The sequence below is a fragment of the Halorubrum sp. Boch-26 genome (assembly GCF_029889805.1).
In the GTDB taxonomy this organism is placed as follows: Archaea; Halobacteriota; Halobacteria; order Halobacteriales; family Haloferacaceae; genus Halorubrum.
Genome location: NZ_JARANT010000048.1, coordinates 1 through 20,358 on the forward strand (window position 1 = coordinate 1; position 20,358 = coordinate 20,358).

A 20,358-nucleotide genomic window follows, 5' to 3' on the forward strand; every position below is an offset into this window, starting at 1 on the left:
CACGGCGTGTACTACGCCCGCATCCTCCCGCTCATCGGAGCCCGGCGCGTCGACCCGCCCACGGATCGGCTGTCCGGCGGGGCGGGCGGGGCGACGCCGAGCGCACCGGGCGACGCGAACGGCGGCGGGGGCGTCGACGCCGAGACCGAGGCGGCGATAGAGGAGGAAGTCGACGACGCGATCGAGGATCTGCTCTCCGTCCTCCGGATCGTCAACCTCGACATGCAAGTCGTCACGGACACGTACATCCACTCGTACAGCGAGAAGCTCTCCGAGGAGGTCGAGCGCAACGAGCGCCTGATGGCCGAGGTTGAAGACGAGGTCCGAGAGCCGCTCGAGGACCTTCGAGAGTCGGCGTCGGACGTCGCCGACAGCGCGGCCGAAGTCGGTGACGCGTCGGAAGAGCAGTCACAGCGAGTCGGCGAGATCTCCTCGGAGGTGTCGAACCTCTCGGCGACGGTCGAAGAAGTGGCGTCGACCGCCGACGAGGTCGAGCGCACGAGCAGTCGGGCGGAGGCGATGGCCGACGACGGGCGGGCGGCGGCCGACGACGCCGCGTCGGCCATGAGCGACATCGGGAACGCCGTCGACGAGGTGGCCGCCGACGTTGAGTCGCTCCAAGACCGCGTCGAAGAGATCGACGAGTTCGTCGACGCGATCAACGGGATCGCCGACCAGACGAACCTGCTCGCGTTGAACGCCTCGATCGAGGCCGCGCGGGCGGGCGAGGCCGGCGCCGGCTTCGGCGTCGTCGCCGACGAGATCAAGTCGCTCGCCGAGGAGTCGCAGCGACACGCGAGCGACATCGAATCGATGGTCGGCGGGATCCGGACCGACACGGAAGACACCGTCGAGAGCCTCTCGGAGACGACCGAGCGGGTCGACGAGGGGAGCGAACGCGTCGGCGACGCGACAAAGAGTCTCACGGCCATCGCCGAGGCGGTGACGGAGACGGCGGACGGCATCGACGAGGTCTCGGACGTGACCGACGAGCAGGCCGCCGCCGCCGAGGAGATCGCCGCCACGGTCGACGAGGTGGTCCGGCAGTCGAACCGGATCTCGGACGAGATTCAGGACCTGGCGGCCGAGAACAAGCACCAGTCCGAGGCGGTCGAGGCCGTGGAGCGGACCGTGCGCCGGCTGGCTGCAGGCGACCGAGACGACACCGGATCGGCCGGCGCGTCCCGCACGGACGACAGGGCGGTCAAGCGCGAAGTCGACGGCGGCCGGTCGGTCCCGGCGGGCCTCCCGGAGGGGATGCCGGACTTCGTGATCGATCGTCTCTCGGACGAGGAGCTGCAAGCGATCGCAGACGGGGAGCTGGAGATGGACGACCTGCTGTGAGCCGGGCGACGCGCTCGCGAGCGACGAGCCGCCGGCCTCAGGGCGCGAAGTAGGCGTCCGGCCCCCGGATATCGCGGAGCTCGCGGAGCGGCCGGGCGCCGCACCGCCCGCAGGCGTCTGGCTCCGTGGGGTCGTCGGGCAGCGCGAACACCGTTTCGCAGGCGTCGCAGGCGACGTAGCGGAGCGCGAGCGACGGAGTGTCGGCCATGGGCGCGCTTAGGCGACCGGTGCACTTGAACCGACGGCCACAACGGTGGCGAGGACGGCCGGTCACGCAACCCCTAAGACGCGAGCGACCCCACCGTTCGCATGGAGATCGCGATACTCGGCGGCACCGGCGACATCGGCGAGGGGCTGGCCCTCCGGCTGGCGGCCGACACGCCCCACCGCGTCACGATCGGTTCGCGCGACGCGGAGAAGGCCGAGACCAAGGCCGAGGAGTACACCACGGAACTGGAGAGTCTCGACCTCGACGCGACGGTCGAGGGCGCCGAGAACGCGGCGGCGGCCGCCGCGGCGACGGTCGTCGTCCTCGCCGTCCCGCCGTACCACGTCGGCGACACGGTCGAGGCGATCGCCGACGAGTTGGACGACGGCGACGTGCTCGTCTCGCCGGCGACGGGGATGAAACGCGACGACGAGGGGTTCCACTACCACAGGCCCGGCGCGGGCTCGGTGACGCGGATCGCCGCGGACGCCGCGCCCGAGGGCGTCGCCGTCGTCGGCGCGTTCCATAACCTCGCGGCCGCCCGGCTCGCGAACCTCGACGCCGACCTCGGGATCGACACGCTCGTGATCGGCGACGACGAGGACGCGAAGCGGACGGTCACCGATGTCGCGGAGGGGATCGAGGGGCTCCGCGCGCTCGACGCCGGCGGGATCGCCAACGCGCCCGAAATCGAGGGACTCACGCCGCTTCTCATCAACGTCGCCGAGAACAGCGACGGGCTCCACGACCTCGGCATCGAATTCAAGTAAGTCCGCGGGCGCCGTTCCGTTAGGCCTTTGCGCGACCGGCCCCTCCGGGCGATAGATGGAGTACCTGGAGCGCCGGGTCGCGCTGGTCGAAGACCGGCTGGAGGCCGTCATCGACGAGGTCGAGCCCGACGAGCTGTCCGACGAGGTCGGCCACGTCGTCCTCGCCGGCGGCAAGCGGGTCCGCCCGGCGGTGACGATCCTCGCCTGCGAGGCGTTCGACGGCGACCCCGACGACGCCGTCGACTTCGCGGCCGGTATCGAGTTCGTCCACAACGCGTCGCTCGTGATCGACGACATCATCGACCGCTCTGAGGTCCGGCGCGGCACCCCGTCCGCGTGGGCGGAGTTCGGGTACGGCCCCGCGATCGTCGCCAGCGACGGCCTGCTCGGCGAGGCGTTCGGGCTGTTCTCCGCGGAGCCGCGCGCGATGCGGACCGTCGCCGAGGCGATGGTCGAACTCGGCGAGGGCGAGGCGACCGAGCTCGCCGATCGCCCGACGACGGAGACCGAGTACATGGAGCTCGCCCGGCGGAAGACCGGCGCGCTGTTCCGGGCCGCCGCCGAGCTCGGCGCGGTCGCCGCCGGCGCCGACCCCGATGCGATCGACTCGTTCGGCGAGTACGCCGAGCGCGTCGGGGTCGCGTTCCAGATACGCGACGACGTGCTCGACGCGACCGCCGACGCCGACGACCTCGGTAAGCCGACGGGACAGGACGCGGAGATGGACCGCCCCTCGGTGGTGCAGGTCACCTCGCTCAGCCCCGAAGAGATTGACGAACGGGCACGCGAGCAGTCCGAGCTCGCGCTGGCCGCGCTCGACGACGCCGACCCGCCGGAGACGGAGGCGATCGAGTACCTCCGCGACCTCGCGGAGTTCGTCGTCGTGCGGGAGCGATAAACCGACCGACATCCGTCGAGAACGCCGTGCGAGAGACGGCGCGCATCGCTGCCGTGAGACGCGTTATTGAGCACTGATACCGTGGTGAAACGGATCGGGATCTCCATGGGAAACGGACCACATTGCGCTCAATAGGCGCGTATAGCACTGTATAGAACCCGACAGGGTCGGGCGATTCGTGTCGATATCCTCTCCGTCATACGGCCCTCGCCGCGTTTCACAACCCCTTTGTTTCACCTGGGACGGGAGGTCTCTGAGTTCCGGGACCGGCGCGTTGCGTGGGGCTGAAGCGCCGGTACCGTTCAGTTGACGAGGGGCGGCGCAACCGAACCGATCAGTCGTCGGCGCCCTCGCCCGCGCTCCGAGCGTTCTCCTCGATCGGCTCGCTCTCCCAGTACGAGTGGCCCGCGTCGGCGCGGAAACAGGTCGCCGAGCGCCGCTCACCCACGTCGTACGCCGGCGGCGACGACTCGCGACAGGCCGCGCGCGCCTCCGGACACCGCGTGTGGAACCGGCAGCCCGCGGGCGGGTTCCGCGGCGACGGCACGTCGCCGTGGAGCGTCGCGAACTCCGCCTCGCGGTCCTCGGTCGTCACCCGCGGGACGCTCGACAACAGCGCCTCCGTGTACGGGTGCGCCGGGTCCGCGAAGATCTCGTCGACCGGTCCCGTCTCGACGATCTCGCCGAGGTACATGACCGCGACCCGGTCGCAGATGTGGCGCACGACGCTGAGGTTGTGCGCGATAAAGAGGTAGGTGAGCCCGAACTCCTCCTGGAGGTCGTCGAGCAGGTTGAGGATCTGCGCCTGCACCGACACGTCCAACGCCGAGACCGGCTCGTCGAGCACGATGAACTCGGGGTCGACCGCGAGCGCCCGCGCGATCCCGATCCGCTGGCGCTGGCCGCCGGAGAACTCGTGGGGATAGCGGTCGATCTGGTCGGCGGAGAGCCCGACGCGGTCGAGCAGGTCGCGGGCGGTCTCCCGGCGCTCCGCCCGATCGGAGATGCCGTGGATCCGGAGCCCCTCCGTGACGATGTCGCCGGCGGTCATGCGCGGGTCGAGGCTGGAAAACGGGTCCTGGAAGACGATCTGCGCGCGCTTCCGGAACTCCGTCAGCTCCGCGTCGGTCATCTCCAGGAGGTCCTCGCCGTCGAAGGCGATCCGGCCCTCGGTGGCCTCGCGCAGGCGGAGCACGGTCTCGCCCGTGGTCGACTTGCCGCACCCGGACTCGCCGACGAGGCCGAGCGTCTCGCCCTCGGCGACATCGAAGGAGACGCCGTCGACGGCCTTCACGCTCTCCGCCTCCGCGCCGAGCACGCGGTCGATCAGCGAGAGGTCGTCCGCGTAGTACTTCCGAAGCCCCTCGACGGAGAGGAGGGGGTCGGACCCGCTGACCCCGGCTCCCTCGCTCGCGTCACTCATTCGGCCTCACCCCCGAAGTGATCCTCCGGAAGCGCCTCGCTCGGGTCGTAGGGCCGGTCCGCGAGGACGCATTTCGCCCCGTGTTCGGCGTCGGCGTCGACGACCCGTTCCGTGGGCTTCTCCAGGCACGACTCCATCGCCTTCGGACAGCGATCGGCGAAGTAACACCGGTCGCCCATGTCGGCGTCGACCAAGCCGGGAACGTTCCCCTCGATCGGCTGGAGCCGCGGCCGCGGGTCTTCCAAATCGGGGATCGAGCCCAGGAGTCCCTCGGTGTACGGGTGGACCGAGTCGTCGAACACCGCGTCGAGCGTCCCGCGCTCCACGACCTCGCCGGCGTACATCACGCAGACCCGGTCGCACATCTCCGCGATGACGCCCAGATCGTGGGTGATGAGGACGATGCTCATCCCGCGCTCCTCCTGTACCTCCCGCAGGAGGTTGAGGATCTGCGCTTGGATGGTGACGTCGAGCGCGGTCGTCGGCTCGTCGGCGATCAGCACGTCGGGCTCGCCGGCGAGCGCTTGCGCGATCATCGCCCGCTGGAGCATCCCGCCGGAGAACTCTCCGGGGTACTCGTCGACGCGCTCGGCGGGGTCGGGGATGCCGACCTGTTCGAGCAGCTCGATCGCCCGCTCGGTGCTCTCCTCGCTGGCGTAGCCCCGGCCGGGGACGATTCCGTCGAGGAGGTACTGGCCGAGCCCGTAGCCCTGCGTCCGCGACCGAGTCGAGCGGGGGTTCGCCTTCGCGCGCCGCTGCACCTCCACCGCCTCGGCGATCTGCTCGCCGACCGTGATCGAGGGATTGAAACTGCTCATCGGGTCCTGGAAGATGGTGCTGAACGACGGGCCGCGGAGCGACCGGCGGAGGCGCGGCGGGACGGTCCGGAGGTCGACGTGGTCGCCGTCGACGCCGACCGCGTCGGCCGCGCGGAACTCCTCGGCGAGGCCGGGGTTCCGGTACCACACCTCCCCCTCGGTGATCCGGCCGGGCGACTCGACGAGGTCGATGAGCGACAGCGCGGTCACCGACTTCCCGGAGCCGGACTCGCCGACGATCCCGAGGATCTCGTTGTCCCGGAGGTCGAAGGAGACGGACTCGACCGCGTTGATCTGCCCCTCCTCGGTGAAGAATCGGGTCGAGAGGTCCGACACCGAGAGCACGTCGTCGCTCCGCAGCGCGGAGTCGGCCCGCACGCCCCGGCTCATGCGGCACCCCCTTCGCCCTCGATGCCCGGGTCGAGCGAGTCGCGGAGCCAGTCGCCGAGCAGGTTGATCCCGATCACGGAGAACATGATCGCGAGGCCGGGCAGCGACGCGATCCACCACTGGCCCGACGAGATGTAGTCCCGTCCCTGCGCGATGTCGAAGCCCCACGAGAGCGTCGTCCCCGAGAAGCCGAGGAACGACAGGGAGCTCTCCAAGAGGATGATCGCCGCCACCTGCACCGTGGCGAGGACGATGATCGGCGTGATGGCGTTCGGGAGGACGTGGTTCCAGATGATCGAGGTGTCGTCGGCCCCGAGCGCGCGGGAGGCCTTGACGTACTCCTGGCCACGCAATGAGAGCGCTTCCCCGCGGGCGACGCGGGCGAACCACACCCAGTTGACGAGGCCGACGACGATCACCACGGTTATCGGTAACACGAAGCTCTCCGGCATATCCGACGCGAACCCGGCGACGACGAAGGGGTCGGGGACGTTGACCGCCGCCCGCCCCCAGAGCCCGATGAGCGCGACGGCCAACACGAGCGACGGGAACGCGAGGCTCACGTCCGCGATCCGCATCAGGAGGTCGTCGACGTTGCCTCGGTGGTACCCCGCGAACAGCCCGACCGGGACGCCGACGAACGCCGCCAGCAGCGTCCCGAGCACGCCGACGACCAGCGACGTCCGGGCGCCGTAGACGATCCGCGAGAGCATGTCTCGACCGAGGCTGTCGGTGCCGAGCGGATGCGCCGCGTCGGGCGTGATCTCGACGGTCTCGGTCACCGTCTGGATCTCCCCGTCGACCATCTGCGATGTGGTCCGCTCGGTGGTCTCGCTGAAGCCGAGCGGAGGGAGCTCGCTCTGGTCCAGTTGCTGTTCGGTCGGATCGTGCGGCGCGATAAAGGGCGCGAACGCGGCGGTAAACAGGATGCCGACCACGAGCAGCAGACCGATCTTCGCGAGCGCGCTGTTCCTGAACTCCTTCTTGAGATTGCGAATGACACGTGCGGAAACCATCAGTCGTTCACCACTTGAGGGTCGAGATACGCGTAGACGGCGTCGACGAGGACGTTCACGAGGACGAAGCTGGTGCCGATGACGATGAGACTCCCCTGTAACACCGGCCAGTCGCGCCGGTTGATGCTGTCGATGACGAGGGTACCGAGCCCGGGCCACGAGAACACCGCCTCGGTGATCACCGCGCCGCCGATCAGCGTGCCGAGCTGAAGCCCGAGCACCGTGATCACCGGGATGAGCGTGTTCCGGAGCGCGTGCTTGTAGCGGACCAACGTGTCCGGGAGCCCCTTCGCCCGCGCGGCCTGCACGTACCCCTTGCCGAGCTCGTCGAGCATCCCGGAGCGGGTGAGCCGGGTGATAAGCGCCATGAAGTACGTCCCCAAGGCGATGGCGGGGAGCGTGATGTACGCGAGCCACGCGAGCAGCGTGCCGACGAACGGCTCCGACCCGATCACCGACAGCGCGACGTCGCCGACGTCGACGCCGCGGCCGCTGGTGTTGAACACGTCGAACTCCACCGCGAAGATCAGGATGAGCATGATGCCGAGCCAGAAGTTCGGCGTGCTGATCCCGCCGAGCGAGAACAGCGTCGCGCCGTAGTCGATCGGCTCGTTGCGCCGGGTCGCGCTGAGCACGCCGAGCGGGATCGATAAGCCGATGGCGACGATACTCGCGGCGAGCGCGAGTTCGACCGTCGCCGGGAGCCGCGCGAAGACGAGTCCGACGACCTCCTGTCCGCGGATGTACGAAAAGCCCATGTCACCGCGGAGCAGGTCGAAGATGTACTGCCCGTACTGGACGTACAGCGGCTGGTCCAAGCCGAGCTCTGTGGCGATCGCCCGTCGGGTCTCCTGGCTCGCGTCCAAGGGGGCGACCGCGTTGATCGCGCTCCCCGGGGTGACGAACCGGAGCGCGAACACGACGGTGACGACTCCCCAGACGACGCCGAGCCCCTGGAGGCTTCTTTTGAGTACGAATCTGCCGAATGACATTGATAGCGATATGCGGCGGTCGGCCCGCGTTACTGTCGGGTAGCCGTGTCGGGGTCGATGAACTCGTCGCTACGCGGCTCCCAAGAGATGTCACTGGAGACGCCGTAGACGCTGAACTGCTGGTGCAGGAACACCCACGGCGCGAGGTCGTGGGCGAGCTGGTTCGCCTCTTGGAGGGTCTCGACGCGCTCGTCGGGGTCCTCCGTGTTCTCCGCGTCGGCGAGCAGTTGGTCGAGCTCCTCGTTTTCGAGGATCGTGAGCGCGCCGTCCGTGGTCATGAGCGGGGTGATCGTCTGACTCCCGTCGAACTCGGCGTTCCCCCAGCCGAGGAGGTTGAAGTGCGGCTTGTCCTCGATGTTCCCCGTCGTGATGTCCTGGACGAGCGAGGAGAACTCCCGCTGTTCGAGCTCGCAGGAGACGTTCGACAGCGAGTCGATCTGGTTCGCCGCCGCCTGCGCGATCTCGACGTCGCCGAGGTAGCGCCCGATCGGCGTCTGGAGCGTGATCTCGGCGCCGGCGTGGCCGGACTCCTCGACGAGCCGCTCCGCCTCTTCTGGGTCGTACGGGTACGGCTCGATGTCGGGGTTGTGGCCGACGTGCCCTTCGAGGGTCGGCTGGCCGGTGATCGAGCCGAACCCGTTGAGGACGTTCTCGACGATGCTCTCGACGTCGACGGCGTGGTTCATCGCCTGCCGGAACTGCTGGCTGGAGAACGGCTCGACGTCGTAGCGCATCTGCAGGAAGATGATCCGGGCGCTGGGCACCGAGTTGATTCCGGCGACGTCGGAGCTCTCGACGCGCGAGACCTCCTGCGGCGGCACGTTCGTCACGATGTCCGTCTCCTCGGCGAGGAGGCGGTTCACGCGCGTGCTCGACTCGCTCGACGCGCTCATCGTGAGGCCGTCGACCGGGTTGTCGTCGCCCCAGTAGTCGTCGTACGCCTCGTAGGCGACCTCGTTGCCGGAGTCGTATTCGGTGACGACGAACGGGCCGGTGCCGTTCGCGTTTCGGTTGATGTAGTTGCTGTCGTTCTCCTCGATCCACGACCGCTGGACGACCTCGCAGTTGGTCGCGAACAGCTGGAAGGCGATGGGGTTGAACCCCTCGAAGCTCACGGTCACCTCGCCGTCGCCGGCGACGACCTCGCTGACGGAGCCGAGGTCGTTCTTCTGCGGGCTGGCGATACCCACGTCGTCGAAGACGATCCGGCGGATGCTGAACGCCGCGTCCTCCGCGGTCAGCGAGTCGCCGTTGTGGAACGTCACTCCGTCGCGGAGGGTGAACCGGACGCTGCCGTCTTCCGTGCGTTCCCAGTCGTTGGCGAGGCCGGCGATGATGCCGCCCTGCTTGTCGCGGTCGAGCAGGCCCTCGTACGCCTGCCCGACGATGATCTCCGTGTTCGTCTCCGCGTGGTCCTGCGGGTCGAGCCCGGAGTCCATCTGGCCCATGGTGACGCCGATATCGAAGGCGTCGTCGCCGCCGGAGCCGTCACTCCCGTCGGACCCGTCACTCCCGTCGGACCCGTCACTCCCGTCGGACCCGTCACTCCCGTCGGACCCGTCGCCGCCGTCGTTACCGGAACAGCCGGCGAGGCCGATCGCGGCCGCGGTGCCGGCGTACGTGAGCATCGTCCGCCTGTTGATGTGATCGTCGTTGTCGGAACGCATAGGCTACCCCATACGAGGAAACGTTATGAACCTAACGACGCGAACAGGCCTCTCGGCCCTCACGGATCGCGATTTCTGTCACGACGACTGGACAAGTATTTACGAGCCCGGCGGATTCACGGAGACATGCGACGGACCGACCCGGGCGAGCGCTGGGGTGACGTGGTCGCCGACAGCGACTCGACCGCGGCGGAGTACCGTGATCGGGGCTGGACGACGGTCGCCGCCCACCCCGGCGACGTGAACCCGATCCCCGACGCGCCGCGGGTCGACGTGTTGCTGCCCGGCCCCGAGTTCGAGGAGGCGTCGACGGTCGTCGGCGACGCGGAGATCGACGGGGTCCGGGTGTACGCCGCCGCGGCGGAGGGCGTCGAGTACCGCCTCGTCGTCGCGGCGGACGGGGACGCCGAGATCGCCGTCTGCGTGCCGACGTACCTCGGAACCGACGAGCTGGACGCACTCCGGGCGGGCGCCGACGCGGCCGGCGCGCTCACGGTCCGGCTTCGCCCCCTCGACGACCGGGACGTCGTCGAGATCGACGTGACCGACCCGACGGTCTTCTTCGACGCGACGGCGGACGCCTGAGGTCGCCCGGCGCGACGCGGCAGCCGGCGCCCGAATCGGCGTCCCGGCCGCCCCACCGCAGCCGTGACAACCACGCACATGCGTATTTCTGCCGCAATACACTTCGACGTATTCATAATTGTGCGATCACGATCATCTGCATGAACCGAGCAGAGAAGGCGGCCCTCCAGCTGCAGGCGGTCGCCGTGTTGCGGATGTTAAAAGAGACGCGGACGTACGAAGAGCTCTCCGAGGTGACCGGGCTCCCCTCCGGCGACCTGAACCGGTACGTGAACGGCCACGTGCTGCCCGGCGCCGACCGGGCGAGCGAGGTCGTCGAGGCGATCGGGCGAGAGGCGCTCGCCGACGAGCTGGTCGCTCGCGTCGAGTTCGACGAGGAAGGGTACGTCGACAACTCCGGGGTGGTCTTCGACCAGTCGTTCCTCGACCTCGTCGCGCCCGTCGCGGCGGAGACGTTCGAGTTCGAATCGCCCGACGTCGTCCTCACCGCCGCCACCGACGGGATCACCCTCGGCGCGGCGATGGCCTCCTTTTTCAACGCGCGCCTCGCGTACGCCAAGAAGTCGAAGGAGACCGCGGTCGAGGAGTTCATCGAGTCGCGCCAGCGGCTCGCCTCCGGGATCGAGCTCACCTACTACCTCCCCGCGAGCGCGATCGACGCCGGCGACACCGTCCTCGTCGTCGACGACCTGATCCGGTCGGGCGAGACCCAAGAGCTGCTCCTCGATATCGCTCTTCAGGCCGACGCCGACGTCACCGGCGTCTTCACCCTCATCGCCGTCGGCGACGAGGGGATGGCTCGTGCGCGAGACATCACGGACGCGCCGGTCGGCGCGCTGACGACGTTCGAGTAGCCCCCCACACGAACTGCAGACGCTCGAGAGAGTACGCACGTTTACGCATTTTCTTTAGATTATTGACGCCCGAATCGGTGTAACAATACACGGACTTGGATATCGATCGCGCTTATTCAGCAAGGCTTATCACCCGATCCCGAGGAATTCACACCTGTTCAATGGGGCTTACAGACACGCTGGCTGCCCGGTTCGACGTGGAGGCGCACGACTCCGACGTCCGTACGGAGCTGATCGCGGGGCTCACCACCTTCCTCGCGATGTCGTACATCATCGTCGTGAACCCGTTCATCCTCGCTGAGGCGATCCAGATCCCCGGCTACGAGTTCTTCGAGGTGGTCCAGATGATCGCCATCGCGACGATCCTCTCGTCCGCGCTCGCGACGCTCGTGATGGCGCTGTACGCCAACCGGCCGTTCGGGCTCGCGCCCGGACTGGGGCTCAACGCCTTCTTCGCGTTCACCGTCGTGCTCGGGCTCGGGGTCCCGTGGGAGACGGCCCTCGCCGCGGTGTTCGTCGAAGGGGTCCTGTTCATGCTGCTCACCGCGGTCGGCGCGCGGGAGTACGTCATCCGGCTGTTTCCCGAGCCGGTGAAGCGCTCGGTCGGCGCCGGTATCGGCCTCTTCCTCCTGTTCATCGGCTTCCAGGAGCTCCAGATCGTCGTCCCCGACGACGCGACGCTCGTCACGCTCGGCGGGATCTTCGGGAACCCGTGGGCGGTCCTCGGACTGCTCGGGCTCGCGTTCACCTTCGGCCTCTGGGCGCGCGGAGTGACGGGCTCGATCGTGATCGGCATCCTGACGACCTCCGTCGTCGGCTGGGGGCTCACCTTCGCCGGCGTCTTCGAACGCGGAACGATCACGCCGGAGACGCTCCCGAGCGCGCAGTACGACATCTCGCCGCTCGCGGGAGCGTTCGTCGACGGGCTGGGACAGATCGAGCCGCTCACCTTCGTCTTGGTCGTGTTTACCTTCTTTTTCGTCGACTTCTTCGACACCGCCGGGACGCTCATCGGTGTCTCGCAGTTCGGCGACTTCCTCGACGAGGACGGCGACCTCCCCGACATGGACAAGCCGCTGATGGCCGACGCGGTGGGGACGACCGCCGGCGCGATGCTCGGCACCTCCACGGTGACGACGTACATCGAGTCGTCGACGGGGGTCGAGGAGGGCGGCCGGACCGGCCTGACCGCGCTGGTCGTCGCGCTGCTGTTCCTCGGGTCGCTCGCGGTGATTCCCGTGGTCGCCGCCATCCCCGAGTACGCCTCCTTCATCGCACTCATCGTCGTCGGCGTGATGATGCTCCAAGGCCTCGTCGAGGTCGACTGGTCGGACCCGGCGTGGGCGGTCTCCGCGGGGCTCACGGTCACCGTGATGCCGTTCGCCTACTCGATCGCCGACGGGCTGGCCGCCGGCATTGTCGCCTACCCGCTGATCAAGGTCGCCGTCGGCGAGTACGACGAGGTCGCGCTCGGCCAGTACGCCATCGCGGCGCTGCTCGCGGCCTACTACGTGCTGCAGACGCGCGGCGTCATCCTCTGAGGCGCGTCGACCGCACGCGTCTGTTACGGATTCCGAGACGCCGCCCGTGCACGCCGCGCGCACCGTCCGCCGTACTTCTTTACGCGTCTACGCCTAAGGGAGGGTGATGACGGACCTGACGCTCTACGAACTGGAGGGCTGCCCGTACTGCGCGAAAGTGAGGACCAAGCTCGCCGAGCTCGACCTCGAGTACGAGTCGGTACTGGTACCGCGCTCGCACGGCGAGCGCACCGAAGTCGAGGCGGTCAGCGGCCAGACCGGCGTGCCCGTCCTCGTCGACGAGGCCAACGGGATCGAGGGGATGTCCGAGAGCGACGACATCGTCGAGTACCTCGACGAGACGTACGGTAACGCGAGCTGAGCCGGGAACGACGGGACGGTGTCGGTCGGCGTCGGTCGGCTCTCAGACGGCGTCCCGCGGTCCCGAGAGCGAGGCTATTTATCCGGCGGTCGCCACGTGTCCAGCGTGCGACTCGTCCACCGCAGTGAGAGCCTCGAAGACGGTTCCGGGGCCAGCGACGACACCGAGGCGGCCGCCGACGCCGACCGCGAGCCGACCGTCCTCGCCGACGACGTCGACGTCGCGCGGTCGACGCTCGAACAGGGCCGCGGCCTGATGTTCAGACGATCCGTCCCCGACGGCTACGCGCTCGTGTTCCCGTTCGACGGAGCCGACACGCAGTGGCTTCACATGCTGTTCGTCCCGTTCGCGATCGACGCGCTGTGGCTCGTCGACGGCGAGGTACAGAAGCGGAAGCGGCTCGCCCCGTTCGTCGGGTTGGGCCGCGGGCGGGCCGACACGGTCGTTGAACTTCCCGCCGGCGCCGCTGACGGGGTCGCCGTCGGCGACGAGGTCCGACTCGTCGAGTGATCGGAGCCACGACCCGAAACGGGTCGAATCCTACTCCTCGTCCGGCGTGCGGAGCTCCATCTCGATCCGCGTGCCGCCGGTCGACGCGGAGCTGATGTCGAAGCTGCCGCCGCCGGCGGTGACGATCCAGTTGACGTACCACAGCCCCAGCCCGCTCGCGTGCTCCAGCGGCGTCTCCTCGCCGGTGAGCACCGCGCGCTCGGCGGGCGGGATCCCCGGCCCGTCGTCGGCGACGACGAGCGACGTCCACGACTCGCTAGGGAGCTCGACGGCCGTGACGGTCACCGAGGGGCGGTCCGCGTCGCTGTGCCGGATCGCGTTGTCGACGAGTTCCGCGATCGCCTCGGCGAGGTAGCCCACCGCCGACACCGTGACCCCCGCCGGGACATCGACCTCGATGTCGGCGCGCTCGCGGAACTCCGACGGGAGCATCATCAGTGCCTCCTCGACCGCGTCCGCGAGGTCCGTCGGCCGTGGCGACGGTCGGTCGGCGAGCACCCGCTCGACCTGTCGAGAGATCTCGCCGACGCGCAACAGCCGCTCGGCGGTGTCGAGGACGCGCTCCAGTTCGACGGCCAGCTCCGGACTCTCGACTTGGCCGATCGCTCGCTTCGTGAATCCCGTGATGACGTTGAGGTCGTTCCGGAAGTTGTGCCGGAGCACTCGGGTCAACACGGCGAGCCGCTCCTCCCGGAGCGACGCCTCGGTGACGTCCTCGCCGATTCCGACCGCGCCGGCGACCTCGTCGCCGTCGGTGACCGGAGTGAGCGAGAGCCGATACGGGACGCGCTCGCCCGAGCGGGTGACGAGCGTCGCCTCGCACTCGGCGCTCGTCGCCTCCCCGTAGACCGACTGGAGCGCGTCGGAGACGGCGTCGCGGCTCTCGTCGCCGAACAGCGACGTCAGCGCGGTACCGGACAGCTCCTCGTCCTCGTAGCCGGCGTCCGTGGCCAGCCGGTCGTTCCACCGCGAGAGGGTGCCGCGCGCGGAACACTGGAACAGCGCGGCGGGGACCGTCGCGGCGACCGCGTCGGTGACGCGGAGCTGCGACCGGAGCCGCTCCTCGGCGGTGGCCCTGTCGGTGACGTCGGTCAGGCCGACGATCAGCCACTCGCGGTCGGCGACCGTCGCCGCGCGGACGGAGAGTTCAAGGCGCCGCACCGGGGCGTCGGAGACGGTCCACTCGAAGGAGGTGACGCCGTCGGCGTCGCGTGCGGCGTCGACGGCCGCGCCGATCTGGTCCCCGTCGACCGTCGTCTCCGTCTCACCGATATCGTCGATCCCTATCAGCGTCAGCGTGCCGCGGTCGCGGTCGAGCAGATCGGCCGCCGGAGCGTTGGCCGCGCAGATCGCGGTGCTCTCAGAGTCGCACGCGAGCGTCGGCGTCGGGATCGCGTCGACGAACGACCGGAGAACGCGCGGGACCGCGTCGCCACCCGATACGCTCAGGGGCTCCTCATCGGCCGGGCCCTCTTCGTGTCCAGTCGAGGAGCCGCCGACCCGATCCAAGTCTCCTTCGCGGTCGCGACCCATACGTAAGCACGTTGACGGGTGCGACGTTTATGTGTCTGTGGGTCAAGACGTTGCGTGAGCGGTCGCCTCAGTCCGCCTTCGCCTGCCAGTCGCGGACGGTGTCGGCGCCGACGCCGTCGACGTCGGCGGCCAGCTCGTCCGGGTCCGCGGACTTGAGGTCGTCGACGCCGGCGACGCCGGCGTCCTGCAGCTTCTCTGCTGTCTTCTCGCCGACCCCCTCGATCGTCTGGAGCTCGGAACCCTCCTGCCGGGCGGTGAACTCCCGGTAGTTGCAGATCGGACAGCCGAGCTCCCACGGCTCGTCGCCGGAGTGGACGCGGAGGTGCGGCAGGCCGTGCTCCTCGCACGTCTCGTCGGTGACCTCGATCTCGCCGCGGCGGGGGAGCGGCAGCGAATAGTCGCAGTCGGGGTAGCGCGTGCAGCCGACGAGCCGGGAACCGGAGCGGAGCCGTTTGATCGCGAGCTCGCCGCCGTGTTCCGTACCGCACTCGGGACAGACGCCGATCACTTCGTCCTCCTGTTCGTCCGCCTCGTCGGCCTTACACTGCGGACAGCCGTGGACGAACGTCTTCCGGCCGGCGAGCATCTTCACCTGGCGCAGGTCGTGCTCCTCGCAGGTCTCGTCGAGGATGAGCGGCTTCCCGGTCGAGGGGAGCGGCAGGGTGTACTCGCAGTCGGGGTAGCCGTCGCAGCCCACGAAGTACGACCCCTGTCGCGACTTCCGGACGAGGAGGTCGTCGCCGCACTCCGGACACGGGCCGAGCGTCTTGTCCGCCTTCAGCGACTTCTGGAGGTGGTCGCCGACGGCCTCGCGCGACTCGGTGAGGTCGTCGAACACGCGGTCGAGCAGCTCGCGGGACGCCTCGGTCACCTCGTCGTACCCCTTCTCGCCGGCCGCGATCGCCTGCATATCGCGTTCGAGTTGGGCGGTCATCTCCTCGCTGACGATGTGCTCCGCGAACTCCTCGGCGGCCTCGACGACCGCCTCCGCCAGCCGGGTCGGCCGCGGCGGATCGCTCTCGATGTAGTTGCGGTCGTACAGCTTCTCGAGGGTGCGGTGGCGGGTCGCCTTCGTGCCGACGCCGCGCTTCTCCATCTCCTCGATGAGCCGGGACTGGCCGTACCGACGGGGCGGCTGGGTCTCCTTCGCGTCCGTGCGCCGGTCGTCGAGCGCGAGCGTCTCGCCGACCTCGACGTCCGGGACGATCCGCTCGTCGCTGGAGCGGTAGGGGTAGACGTCGTGGTAGCCGGCCTCCAGCAGGCGCTTGCCGTTCGCCTTCAGCCGGAGCCCGCCGTCGGCGACGAGGTCGGCTGGACCGTCGGCGTCCGCCGGGTCTCGGAGGGCCGCCAGCCCGTCCGCGCCCTCGCCGATCGCGGTCGCCTCGCCGTTCGCGAGCGCGACGACCCGGAGCCGCTCCCACGTCGCGGGCTCGGCGCAGGTCGCGAGGAAGCGCCGGACGATCAGCTCGTACACCTCCCACTCGTCCTCCGAGAGGTCCGAGGCGGCGGGGAGCTCCCCGGTCGGGTGAATCGGCGGGTGGTCGGTCGTCTCCTCGTCGCCTTCGGTGGGCTCGATCTCGTCTTGATCGAGGAGGCTCTTCGCGTCCGTCCCGAACGTCGAAGCGGCCGAGAGCTCCTCGATCAGCTCGCGGGGGTCCAGGTCCTCGGGGTACACCGTGTTGTCCGTCCGGGGGTACGTGACGTAGCCGGCGGTGTACAGGTCCTCCGCCAGCGACATCGCGCGCTGGGCGGAGTAGCCGAGCGAGCCCGCCGCGCGGATGAACGCCGTGGTGTTGAACGGGGTCGGCGGCTCGTCGGTGCGGGTGCGGCGGCGCACGTCGTCGACGACCGCCTCCTCGGCCGCGTCGAGCGCTTCCGTGAGCACCTCGGCGACGTCGCCGTCCCAGACGCGCTCGGCCTCGTTACCCTCGTTGTTCAGGTAGAAGTAACGCGACTCGAAGGGGTCGCCGCCCGACTTCGTCAGGTTCCCGTACAGCTCCCAGTAGGACTCGGGGTCGAACGCCTGGATCTCGCGCTCGCGGTCGACGATCAGCTTGAGCGTCGGGCCCTGCACCCGGCCGACGGAGATGAAGTCGTCGCCGAGCTGGCGGGCGGACAAAGAGAGAAAGCGGGTGAGCGCCGCCCCCCACGTCAGGTCGATCACCTGTCGGGCCTCCCCGGCGGCCGCCAGATCGAAGTCGAGCTCGTCGGGGTTCGCGAACGCCTCGGTCACCTCGTTGTCGGTGATAGAGGAGAACCGGACGCGCTCGATCGGGGCGTCGTCGTTCACCTCGCGGACCAGCTCGTACGCCTCCTTGCCGATCAGCTCGCCCTCGCGGTCGTAGTCGGTCGCGATGACGACCCGGGAGGCGTTGCGAGCGAGTTTGCGCAGGGCCGCGACGATCCCCGCTTGGGTGGGTTCTTTGGTGACCGGCGCGTCGATCAGTTCGACCGGTTCCACGTCGCGCCAGTCGTTGTACTCGGCCGGGAAATCGACCCCGACGACGTGGCCAGAGAGACCGATACAGCGCTTGCCGCCCCACTTGTACACGTTGACGTCGTTCTGCCGCTCCGTCGTCGCGGACTCGCCGCTCAGGATATCGGCGATACGGCGCGCCGCGTTGTCCTTCTCCGTGATTATCAGCTCGGGGCCGCGACTCATTGCTCAGGGATACGCCGCTCCCCCGTCTAAAGGTTTCGTGACGCACCCTAAGATCGCCCGCGCGCGCTGTATTTGCCGGGCGTCAAGGCGCCCATTCGCGTCGGTCGTCGAGGCGCGCCGGTCGTCCAGGACGCCCTACTCCTCACCTTCCCCGTCCGGCTCGGTCGGCACACCGGCGAGGTTCCCCTCGTCGTCGAACAGCTTGGCACGCAGGAACCGCGTCCGGTAGCGGTTCGCGCCCTCCTTCGTGTCGGCCTCGCGGATATCGTCGATCCGACCGTCGGCGACCGCGTCGATGATCGCCTCGACCTGCTCCTTCTCGCTCGGCGTCAGCTCGAACTCGTAGGTCCGAGGCTGCTCGCTTTCAAGTTTGGTCCACTTGCGCGCGGCGCTCACGACGACCGAGCAGGGCTCGCGGCAGGGGAAGACGCCCTCGCCGCCGTCGACGTCGAGCTCCGTCTCGTCGTCGTACTCCCACTCGCGGCGCTTCAGGCACTGCGAGTCGTCACAGCACGCCTCCGCGACCCAGTTGACGTGCTCGTGGCCCTCGCCGCGGTCCCACGTCTTCACGACGCCGTAGATGCCGGACTGCCGCGCCATCGTCTCGCGCCAGTTGGTGACGTCGAGCTCGCCCTCCCGCTCGCGGTGCCAGTTGGCGACCGTCGCCGGGTAGATCGTCTCGACCGCCTCGTACGCGTCTCGCGGGCCGAGGTCCGGGAACACCCACCCGCCCGCGAGCGACGGCGCGGTCTTGAGGGGGCGGTAGCGCCCCTTCTCGTCGAGCGTCACCAGATCGCGGGCGTCGAGGGGGTCGTCGTACGCGTTGAGTTCGTCGACCGGAACCCCCGCGTCGTCGGCGTGGCGCACGTCGTACCGGCGCTCCCCCCGGTCGGTGATCGTGGCCGTAATCCGCAGTTCGCCCCACGCGCGCTCGATCCCTTCCGCGAGCGCGGCGTATCGGGCGTCGACGGTTTCGCCGTCGGCGTCCTCGATCCAGCGCAGGAACGCCCGGCGGGGACCGAACTCGCCGACGACGTGCTCGAAGACGTACCAGTCCGTGACCGCGGGGGCGTGCTCGGTGAGCGCCGCGTGGAGCCCGCGCTCGCTCAGTTCCGTCAGCGGGCCGTTGCCGGCAGTTTCAAGCCGATACACGGCTTCGCCGGCAGTCGTGTCGTCCCCGTCGGTCTCAACGACGACTGCGAACCCCTCGAACCGGAGCGGGTCGTCGTCCGACCGGTCGGCGAGCGCGTCGAGGACCGCGTCGAAGGCGTCGCTCGGGAGGTCGATTTCGGGGATTTCGGGGCCGTCGGAGTCGCCGGCGTCGGTCGCGGCGCCTTCGTCCGCGGCCGCGTCAGAGGTGGAGTCCGCCACGGTCAGTCCCCCGTGGCGACGCGAGTGGTCTCGCGCACGTCGTCGAGCGCGCCCCCGAGGTCGGCGCCGGCGTCGGCCGCGCGCTCCAAGATGACGTCGGCCATCAGGGGCTCGGTGCCCACGGCGCCGGCGTACCAGATCCGGGTGCCGTCGACCTCTGCCGGCACGTCGTACCCCTCCGTGTGGTCCTCACAGATCCCCACGTCCTCCGGGATGTCCTCTTGGGTGTGGTAGCCGTCGGCGATAAAGAGCGGGACGAGGACGACGTCGTCGCTCTCGAAGAACTCGGGGAGGTCGTCGACCTCGGGGTCCTCGTCCATGTAGAGCGTCTTCACCTCGTCGAAGCGGTCGCGCTCGGCGATCCGGTCGGCGTGGTACGCGACCGCCTTCGCGGAGTTCTCGTTGCGCTCGGTGCCGTGGCCGACGACGGCGAGGCCGAAGTCGTCGCCCACGTCGGGGTCGCCGGTGATCGACTCCGCGCGCCGGACGATCACGTCGGTCATCGCGCGGTGGGTCCCCACCGGGCCGCAGTAGTGGACCTCCCGGTCGATGTCCTCGGCGACGAGCGTTGCCTGGTCGGCCGAGAGGCCGTCCGAATCCCACTCGGCGACGTCCCAGCCGTCGAGCCGGAGCTCGCGAGGGATCACCTGCTCGGTGAAGTACCCCTCCGAGACGAACAGCGGGACGACGTAGATCTCGTCGCCTTCGACGGTGCGGAGCACCTCCCGGAAGTGCGGTTCCTCCTTCCAGAAGCCGGTCTTCACCTCGTCGAACGCGCCGGTCGCGCGGATGGTGTCCGCGTGGTCGTACGTCGGCGCGCTCGACTCCGGATTGAGGTGCGAGCCGTGTGCGACGATGACGAGCGACTGCATACCCGTGCTGGGGGCGCGCCGCTCTTAGGGACTTCGGAGAGCGCGGGTTCGCGGGAAAGATAAATCGTCCCTCTCCGACCACCGACCGAAACCGCCATCTCGCCCCACGCCGCACGTACTGCCATGTCGCTGGCAGCCGACACCCGCGAAGCGGCCCGCGCCCGTCCGTTCGTCCTCGACGCGCTCCGCGCCGGCGTGTTGAACCACAGCGCCGCCGCCGCGTGGCTCGCCGAGGAGGCCGACCTCGGCGGCGGCGCCGGCGGAGAGCCCGACGCCGACGCCGACGCGATCGCGACCGCGCTCCGCCGGTTCCGCGAGGAGCTCCCCGCGTACGAGACCGCCGAGCGCGCCGCGAGCGTGTCGATGCGAAGCGGAGTCGGAGTGATCGGAGACGCAGACGACGTCGAGCCCGGCGACCCCCTCCTCCGCGTCGGCGGCGCGGCGGTCGCCCCCGAGGGACGCGACACGGCCATCGTCGCGACCGGCGACGTCGACGCCGGGGCGCTCGCGGACATCCAACGCCGCCACGGTGTTGTGGGGGTT

General features: G+C 69.4%; 19 protein-coding genes. 9 read left to right on the forward strand and 10 right to left on the reverse strand.

Annotated elements, in window-relative coordinates; genetic code table 11:
- A partial coding sequence (locus tag OQF71_RS08550; protein WP_280587070.1) for a methyl-accepting chemotaxis protein occupies positions 1-1,344 on the forward strand: 1,344 nt, incomplete at its 5' end.
- A 37-nt stretch (positions 1,345-1,381) separates the two neighbouring features.
- Here OQF71_RS08550 and OQF71_RS08555 read toward each other — a convergent pair.
- Positions 1,382-1,552 carry a hypothetical protein gene (locus OQF71_RS08555; RefSeq protein WP_280587071.1) on the reverse strand — a complete coding sequence of 57 codons (171 nt, stop codon included), beginning with the start codon at positions 1,550-1,552 and terminating at the stop codon, positions 1,382-1,384.
- Between the two features lie 101 nt (positions 1,553-1,653).
- Here OQF71_RS08555 and npdG point away from each other — a divergent pair, with 101 nt between their 5' ends.
- The gene (npdG, locus tag OQF71_RS08560; protein ID WP_280587072.1) at positions 1,654-2,322 is read left to right on the forward strand and encodes an NADPH-dependent F420 reductase; all 669 of its coding nucleotides are present in this window, start codon (positions 1,654-1,656) and stop codon (positions 2,320-2,322) included.
- 55 nt (positions 2,323-2,377) lie between these two features.
- Entirely contained in the window at positions 2,378-3,220 is an 843-nt protein-coding gene (locus OQF71_RS08565) for a polyprenyl synthetase family protein (protein ID WP_280587073.1), read from the forward strand.
- Between the two features lie 334 nt (positions 3,221-3,554).
- On the opposite strand, the gene OQF71_RS08570 is transcribed toward OQF71_RS08565, so the two are convergent.
- The 5 genes from OQF71_RS08570 to OQF71_RS08590 are packed head-to-tail and all read right to left on the reverse strand — an operon-like array spanning position 3,555 to position 9,526.
- A complete protein-coding gene (locus OQF71_RS08570) occupies positions 3,555-4,643 on the reverse strand; it encodes an oligopeptide/dipeptide ABC transporter ATP-binding protein (RefSeq protein ID WP_280587074.1) in 1,089 nt (362 codons plus the stop codon).
- Positions 4,640-5,851 (reverse strand): ABC transporter ATP-binding protein, encoded by a 1,212-nt coding sequence (locus tag OQF71_RS08575; RefSeq protein WP_280587075.1) that lies wholly within the window; start codon positions 5,849-5,851, stop codon positions 4,640-4,642. Before OQF71_RS08575 ends, OQF71_RS08570 begins: the two co-directional genes overlap by 4 nt.
- A complete protein-coding gene (locus OQF71_RS08580) occupies positions 5,848-6,867 on the reverse strand; it encodes an ABC transporter permease (protein WP_280587076.1) in 1,020 nt (339 codons plus the stop codon). The genes OQF71_RS08575 and OQF71_RS08580 overlap by 4 nt, the downstream gene beginning before the upstream one ends.
- Entirely contained in the window at positions 6,867-7,859 is a 993-nt protein-coding gene (locus OQF71_RS08585; RefSeq protein WP_280587077.1) for an ABC transporter permease, read from the reverse strand. Before OQF71_RS08585 ends, OQF71_RS08580 begins: the two co-directional genes overlap by 1 nt.
- 29 nt (positions 7,860-7,888) lie before the next feature.
- On the reverse strand, positions 7,889-9,526 hold the full coding sequence (locus OQF71_RS08590) for an ABC transporter substrate-binding protein (protein ID WP_280587078.1): 1,638 nt from the start codon (positions 9,524-9,526) through the stop codon (positions 7,889-7,891).
- A gap of 126 nt (positions 9,527-9,652) precedes the next feature.
- On the opposite strand from OQF71_RS08590, the gene OQF71_RS08595 reads away from it, so the two are divergent.
- From OQF71_RS08595 to OQF71_RS08615, 5 genes are all read left to right on the forward strand, one after another.
- On the forward strand, positions 9,653-10,111 hold the full coding sequence (locus OQF71_RS08595) for a hypothetical protein (protein ID WP_280587079.1): 459 nt from the start codon (positions 9,653-9,655) through the stop codon (positions 10,109-10,111).
- Positions 10,112-10,251: 140 nt separating this feature from the next.
- On the forward strand, positions 10,252-10,965 hold the full coding sequence (locus tag OQF71_RS08600) for a phosphoribosyltransferase family protein (protein WP_280587080.1): 714 nt from the start codon (positions 10,252-10,254) through the stop codon (positions 10,963-10,965).
- Between the two features lie 161 nt (positions 10,966-11,126).
- Positions 11,127-12,506, forward strand: a complete 1,380-nt coding sequence (locus OQF71_RS08605) for an NCS2 family permease (RefSeq protein WP_280587081.1) — start codon at positions 11,127-11,129, stop codon at positions 12,504-12,506.
- A gap of 106 nt (positions 12,507-12,612) precedes the next feature.
- Complete coding sequence (locus OQF71_RS08610) at positions 12,613-12,867, forward strand: glutathione S-transferase N-terminal domain-containing protein (RefSeq protein ID WP_280587082.1); 255 nt, start codon at positions 12,613-12,615, stop codon at positions 12,865-12,867.
- A 105-nt stretch (positions 12,868-12,972) separates the two neighbouring features.
- Positions 12,973-13,377 (forward strand): DUF192 domain-containing protein, encoded by a 405-nt coding sequence (locus OQF71_RS08615; protein ID WP_280587083.1) that lies wholly within the window; start codon positions 12,973-12,975, stop codon positions 13,375-13,377.
- Between the two features lie 30 nt (positions 13,378-13,407).
- Here the strand turns inward: OQF71_RS08615 and OQF71_RS08620 are convergent, their stop codons facing one another.
- The 4 genes from OQF71_RS08620 to OQF71_RS08635 form a co-directional block, all read right to left on the reverse strand.
- A complete protein-coding gene (locus OQF71_RS08620) occupies positions 13,408-14,910 on the reverse strand; it encodes a PAS domain-containing sensor histidine kinase (protein ID WP_280587084.1) in 1,503 nt (500 codons plus the stop codon).
- Positions 14,911-14,977: 67 nt separating this feature from the next.
- Complete coding sequence (locus tag OQF71_RS08625; protein WP_280587086.1) at positions 14,978-17,572, reverse strand: DNA topoisomerase; 2,595 nt, start codon at positions 17,570-17,572, stop codon at positions 14,978-14,980.
- Positions 17,573-17,707: 135 nt separating this feature from the next.
- On the reverse strand, positions 17,708-18,943 hold the full coding sequence (locus tag OQF71_RS08630; protein WP_280587087.1) for a DR2241 family protein: 1,236 nt from the start codon (positions 18,941-18,943) through the stop codon (positions 17,708-17,710).
- Between the two features lie 2 nt (positions 18,944-18,945).
- Positions 18,946-19,815, reverse strand: a complete 870-nt coding sequence (locus OQF71_RS08635) for a CbiX/SirB N-terminal domain-containing protein (RefSeq protein WP_280587088.1) — start codon at positions 19,813-19,815, stop codon at positions 18,946-18,948.
- A 123-nt stretch (positions 19,816-19,938) separates the two neighbouring features.
- Here OQF71_RS08635 and OQF71_RS08640 point away from each other — a divergent pair.
- Positions 19,939-20,358, forward strand: a 420-nt coding sequence (locus tag OQF71_RS08640; protein ID WP_280587089.1) for a hypothetical protein, incomplete at its 3' end; no start/stop codon positions are given.

Excerpts from the sequence above, each read along its gene's own strand:
- OQF71_RS08555 (WP_280587071.1), bottom strand. The coding sequence starts at position 1,552 with ATGGCCGACACTCCGTCGCTCGCGCTCCGCTACGTCGCCTGCGACGCC.
- npdG (WP_280587072.1), top strand. The coding sequence starts at position 1,654 with ATGGAGATCGCGATACTCGGCGGCACCGGCGACATCGGCGAGGGGCTG.
- OQF71_RS08565 (WP_280587073.1), top strand. The coding sequence starts at position 2,378 with ATGGAGTACCTGGAGCGCCGGGTCGCGCTGGTCGAAGACCGGCTGGAG.
- OQF71_RS08570 (WP_280587074.1), bottom strand. The coding sequence starts at position 4,643 with ATGAGTGACGCGAGCGAGGGAGCCGGGGTCAGCGGGTCCGACCCCCTC.
- OQF71_RS08575 (WP_280587075.1), bottom strand. The coding sequence starts at position 5,851 with ATGAGCCGGGGCGTGCGGGCCGACTCCGCGCTGCGGAGCGACGACGTG.
- OQF71_RS08580 (WP_280587076.1), bottom strand. The coding sequence starts at position 6,867 with ATGGTTTCCGCACGTGTCATTCGCAATCTCAAGAAGGAGTTCAGGAAC.
- OQF71_RS08585 (WP_280587077.1), bottom strand. The coding sequence starts at position 7,859 with ATGTCATTCGGCAGATTCGTACTCAAAAGAAGCCTCCAGGGGCTCGGC.
- OQF71_RS08590 (WP_280587078.1), bottom strand. The coding sequence starts at position 9,526 with ATGCGTTCCGACAACGACGATCACATCAACAGGCGGACGATGCTCACG.
- OQF71_RS08595 (WP_280587079.1), top strand. The coding sequence starts at position 9,653 with ATGCGACGGACCGACCCGGGCGAGCGCTGGGGTGACGTGGTCGCCGAC.
- OQF71_RS08600 (WP_280587080.1), top strand. The coding sequence starts at position 10,252 with ATGAACCGAGCAGAGAAGGCGGCCCTCCAGCTGCAGGCGGTCGCCGTG.
- OQF71_RS08605 (WP_280587081.1), top strand. The coding sequence starts at position 11,127 with ATGGGGCTTACAGACACGCTGGCTGCCCGGTTCGACGTGGAGGCGCAC.
- OQF71_RS08610 (WP_280587082.1), top strand. The coding sequence starts at position 12,613 with ATGACGGACCTGACGCTCTACGAACTGGAGGGCTGCCCGTACTGCGCG.
- OQF71_RS08620 (WP_280587084.1), bottom strand. The coding sequence starts at position 14,910 with ATGGGTCGCGACCGCGAAGGAGACTTGGATCGGGTCGGCGGCTCCTCG.
- OQF71_RS08625 (WP_280587086.1), bottom strand. The coding sequence starts at position 17,572 with ATGAGTCGCGGCCCCGAGCTGATAATCACGGAGAAGGACAACGCGGCG.
- OQF71_RS08635 (WP_280587088.1), bottom strand. The coding sequence starts at position 19,815 with ATGCAGTCGCTCGTCATCGTCGCACACGGCTCGCACCTCAATCCGGAG.